General features: G+C 67.7%; 5 protein-coding genes and 1 pseudogene. 5 read left to right on the top strand and 1 reads right to left on the bottom strand.

All coding sequences use genetic code 11. The features are described from left to right. The 3 genes and pseudogenes from AB4Y84_RS14125 to AB4Y84_RS14115 all read left to right on the top strand — a co-directional run. Positions 1–173: pseudogene (locus tag AB4Y84_RS14125) on the top strand (peptide synthase); the annotation flags it as partial. After that, positions 170–1156: a 2-alkyl-3-oxoalkanoate reductase gene (oleD, locus tag AB4Y84_RS14120; RefSeq protein WP_105163252.1), complete on the top strand. Its 987-nt coding sequence runs from the start codon at positions 170–172 to the stop codon at positions 1154–1156. The pseudogene AB4Y84_RS14125 and the gene oleD, both read left to right, overlap by 4 nt. 121 nt (positions 1157–1277) lie before the next feature. Beyond that, positions 1278–1433, top strand: a complete 156-nt coding sequence (locus AB4Y84_RS14115) for a DUF1328 domain-containing protein (RefSeq protein WP_025875842.1) — start codon at positions 1278–1280, stop codon at positions 1431–1433. Between the two features lie 85 nt (positions 1434–1518). On the opposite strand, the gene ddlA is transcribed toward AB4Y84_RS14115, so the two are convergent. Next, complete coding sequence (ddlA, locus tag AB4Y84_RS14110) at positions 1519–2616, bottom strand: D-alanine--D-alanine ligase (RefSeq protein WP_363734270.1); 1098 nt, start codon at positions 2614–2616, stop codon at positions 1519–1521. A gap of 413 nt (positions 2617–3029) precedes the next feature. Here ddlA and AB4Y84_RS14105 point away from each other — a divergent pair, with 413 nt between their 5' ends. After that, positions 3030–3665: a ubiquinone biosynthesis accessory factor UbiJ gene (locus AB4Y84_RS14105; RefSeq protein ID WP_442250311.1), complete on the top strand. Its 636-nt coding sequence runs from the start codon at positions 3030–3032 to the stop codon at positions 3663–3665. Continuing rightward, positions 3662–4491 (top strand): AarF/UbiB family protein (locus AB4Y84_RS14100; protein ID WP_442250310.1); only part of this gene is annotated, 830 nt, incomplete at its 3' end. The genes AB4Y84_RS14105 and AB4Y84_RS14100, both read left to right, overlap by 4 nt.

Here is a 4491-nt window from a genome sequence, read left to right as displayed (position 1 = left end):
GCCCTGCCCTGCGCGAGGCGCTGCATGCCACGGCCGCTGCGCGTCTGCCCGAGATGAAGCTGGAACACGTGCTGATGCATCCGGCGTTCCCCGTCGATATCCGTCACAACGCCAAGATCGGCCGCGAGAAGCTCGCCGTCTGGGCACGCGCCGAACTGGAGAAGCGCGCATGAAGATCCTGGTCACCGGTGGTGGTGGTTTCCTTGGCCAGGCGCTGTGCCGTGGCCTGGTCGAACGTGGCCACCAGGTGCTGGCATTCAACCGCAGCCACTACCCGGAACTGCAGGCGCTGGGCGTGGGCCAGATCCGCGGTGACCTGGCCGATCCGCAGGCGGTGCTGCATGCGGTGGCCGGCGTCGATGCGGTGTTCCACAACGGTGCCAAGGCGGGTGCGTGGGGCAGCTATGACAGCTACCACCAGGCCAACGTGGTCGGCACCGACAACGTCATCGCCGCCTGCCGTGCGCATGGCATCGGCAGGCTGGTCTACACCTCCACGCCCAGCGTGACCCACCGCGCCACGCACCCGGTGGAAGGACTGGGTGCGGACGAAGTGCCGTATGGCGAGGATTTCCAGGCGCCCTACGCGGCGACCAAGGCGATTGCCGAACAGCGCGTGCTGGCGGCCAATGACGCGACCCTGGCAACCGTGGCGTTGCGTCCGCGGTTGATCTGGGGCCCGGGCGACCAGCAGCTGGTGCCACGCCTGGCCGATCGTGCACGTGCTGGCCGTTTGCGCCTGGTGGGCGACGGCAACAACAAGGTCGATACCACGTACATCGACAACGCCGCGCTGGCGCATTTCCTCGCCTTCGAGGCGCTGGCACCGGGCGCGGCCTGCGCCGGCAAGGCGTACTTCATTTCCAATGGCGAACCGCTGCCGATGCGCGAGCTGGTCAACAAGCTGCTGCAGGCGGTGGGCGCTCCAACCGTGGACAAGGCGATCAGCTTCAAGACGGCGTATCGGATCGGCGCGATCTGCGAGCGGCTGTGGCCGCTGCTGCGCCTGCGTGGCGAGCCGCCGCTGACGCGCTTCCTGGCCGAGCAGCTGTGCACGCCGCACTGGTACAGCATGGAGCCGGCGCGCCGTGATTTCGGCTACGTGCCGCAGGTCAGCATCGAAGAAGGGCTGCGACGACTGAAGGCCGCATCATGACGGCGGCATCACCGCGCTGAAGCCTTCATTACGCGCAGAGATCGCCATCACCGGTTGCACACCGGCAGATGCGCAGGATGGACACAACGCCACCCACGGCCGACCACCTGCGAGGAGCACCATGCTGCATTACGCCGTCATCTTCTTTGTCATCGCCATCATCGCCGCCGTGCTCGGTTTCTCCGGCATCGCCGGTGCCGCCAGCAACATCGCCTGGATCCTGTTCGTGGTGTTCCTGGTGCTGGCGGTGATCTCGATGTTCCGCAAGCGCACATGACCGCTTGAGCAGTAGTGCCGGCCGCTGGCCGGCAACCTCGATTACCCGGGGTTGCCGACCGGCGGCCGGCACTGCCGAAGCGCGGTCAGCGCACCGCGCTGTGCAATCGGCGATCGGCGTCGTGCCGCTCCATCGCCAGTTCGATCAGGCGCGTGATAAGCGCCGTGTAGCCCACGCCACTAGCGCCCCACAGCTTCGGATACATGCTGATGCGGGTGAAGCCGGGCAGCGTGTTGACCTCGTTGATGACGATCCGACCATCCGCGGTCAGGAACACATCCACGCGCGCCATGCCGGCGCATTCCAGTACCTGGTACGCCTGAAGCGCGATGTCCTGGATACGCGCCTGCGTCGCCGCGTCGATCGCGGCCGGCACCACCACTTCGGCGCCATCTTCGTTGATGTACTTGGTGTCGTAGGCGTAGAACTCGTCGTGCAGCACCACCTCGCCACAGATGCTGGCCTGCGGCCGCTCGTTGCCCAGCACCGCGCATTCGATCTCGCGGCCGACCACGGCCGATTCCACCAGAACCTTGTGGTCGTAGCGCAGCGCAGTCCGCAATGCCTCGGCGAAACCGTCGGCGTCCTTCACCTTGCTCACGCCCACCGATGAGCCCTGGTTGGCCGGCTTCACGAACAGCGGCAGGCCGAGTGCCGCGATCAGTGCATCGACATCGACCGCATCGGCTTCATGGCGGCGGATGCACACCCACGGCGCCACCTGCAGGCCGGCATCGCGCAGCAGGCGCTTGGTTACATCCTTGTCCATGGCCACCGCCGAACCCAGTACCGGCGAGCCGACGAAGGGCAGGTTGGCCATACGCAGCAGGCCCTGCAGCGCACCGTCCTCGCCCAGCGGACCATGCACGATCGGCAGCACCACATCGATCTGCCCCAGCGCGCTGCCCGCATCGGTCGGTTGCAGCTGGGCCTGCTCGGTGCCGGGCAGAACCGCCAGCGCGGTACCGGAAGGATGCAGGGCGATGCGCGCCGGATCCTCGGCATTGAGCAGGAAGGTGTCCGGCTGGCTCAGGTGCCACTGGCCCTGCTTGTCGATGCCGATCAGCACCGGTTCGAAGCGCTCGCGGTCGAGCGCGTCGAGAATGTTCTTCGCCGACTGCAGCGAAACTTCGTGTTCGGAAGACCTGCCACCGAAGATGATGCCAACCCGTGTCCGTGCCATGGAAATGCGATGTCCTGTGCGTTGCGTGGCTCCATAGCATGAACCTTCGTCGGCCTTCCGCGTGAGGCACAGATGAACCACAAATCCCTTCGCACGCGTCAATTGCGCATGCCCCTGATCTACCGTGTCGACCAAGGTCGACACCTACCAACCGACCGAGGTTGCCGGCCAGCGGCCGGCACTACCGCAAATGGCTACCGGAAACCTGTCGAAGGCGGGGCGGTGTGGGTTTGCGGGGTGTGAGCCGCATGGATGCGGCGACCAAGCCCCCAAGGACGGGTTCACGGCGGCCCCGCAAACCCACACCGCCCCGCCTCCCCACAGGACGTCGGCTTTTGATGTTGCCGTTGCGTCTGCGGGTGCCGGGCGGCAGCCCGGCCCAAGCCCCCCACCCACGCAGGTAGAATGCGCACATGGCTCTTTCCCTGCTCAAGTCCCTCAAGCCGGTCGCTGGCCGCGCTCTGCAGATCGCCCTGAACCGCGCGCTGGCGCTGGATCCGGATACCCGCCACGCACTGGCCAGCCTCGACGGTCGCCATATCGACCTGACCCTGGACGCGCCGCCGCTGGCAATGCGCATCAGCGTCGACGGCGACCAGTTGCGGGTTGGCCCGGTGGATGCGCAGGAAGCCGACCTGGCCGTGCGCAGCAGCCTGGCCGGCGTGCTGGCACAGCTGCCGCTRCTGGCGCGTGCCCGCCAGGGCGCTGACAACGGCAAGGGGCGCGTGCGCGTGGCCGGCGATGCCGAGCTGGCGCGCCGCCTGCAGCAGCTGGCCAAGGGCTTCGATCCGGACTGGCAGCAGCCGTTCGTCAGCGTGTTCGGCGACGTGCTGGGCGTGCAGGTGGCCAACACCCTGCGCAGCGCCCTGCAGCATGCCCGCCAGGGTGCGATCGACCTCGCCCATAGCGCCGCTGAATTCATCACCGAGGAATYGCGCGACGTGGTACCACGTGCCGAGCTGGATGCCTTCCACGATGACGTGGACGTGCTGCGCGACGATGTCGAGCGCCTCGGCGCACGCGTGCAGCGCCTGCGGGGTGCCGCATGAAGGCGCTGCTGCGGGCCAGCCGCATCGGCCGGGTGATCCTGCGTTATCGCCTCGACGACCTGCTGCAGGGCACCCCGGCCGAGCGCTGGCTGCGCCTGGCCAAGCCGTTCGTGCCGCGCGCATCGGCCGCCATCGCGGCACAGTCGCGGGGTGCACGCCTGCGCCTGGCGCTGCAGGACCTGGGGCCGATCTTCGTCAAGTTCGGGCAGATCCTGTCCACCCGTCGCGACCTGGTGCCGCCGGACGTGGCCAATGAACTGACCCTGCTGCAGGACCGGGTCAAGCCCTTCGACGGCGACGCGGCACGCCGCATCGTCGAGGAAGCGCTTGGCCTGCCGGTCAGCGAAGCCTTCGCCAGTTTCGATACAGAACCGCTGGCCTCGGCGTCGATCGCGCAGGTGCACGCGGCCACCTTGGCCGATGGCCGCCAGGTGGTGGTCAAGGTGCTGCGCCCGGGCATCGAAAAGCAGATCGACGCCGACATCGCCCTGCTCAACTCGCTGGCGACGCTGGTCGAGCGCACCCATCCGCGCGCCGACAAGATCCGCCCGCGCGAAGTGGTGGCCGAGGTGGAGAACACCCTGGCCGCCGAGCTGGACCTGCAGCGCGAAGGCGCCAATGCCAGCGTGCTGCGCCGTTTCTGGGAGAACTCCGACGACCTGTACGTACCGGAAGTGATCTGGAGCCATACCGCCGAGCGCGCGCTGACCTTGGAGCGCGTATGGGGCATTCCTTCCGACGACATCGCCGCGCTGGACAAGGCCGGCATCGACCGCAAGGCGCTGGCCGCCAAAGGCGTGCGGGTGTTCTACACCCAGGTGTTCCG

This window comes from Stenotrophomonas sp. 2YAF22 (assembly GCF_052114665.1).
Lineage (GTDB): Bacteria > Pseudomonadota > Gammaproteobacteria > Xanthomonadales > Xanthomonadaceae > Stenotrophomonas > Stenotrophomonas indicatrix.
Note: the sequence above shows the minus strand (reverse complement) of the source record. Positions and strands in the feature narration are given on the sequence as shown.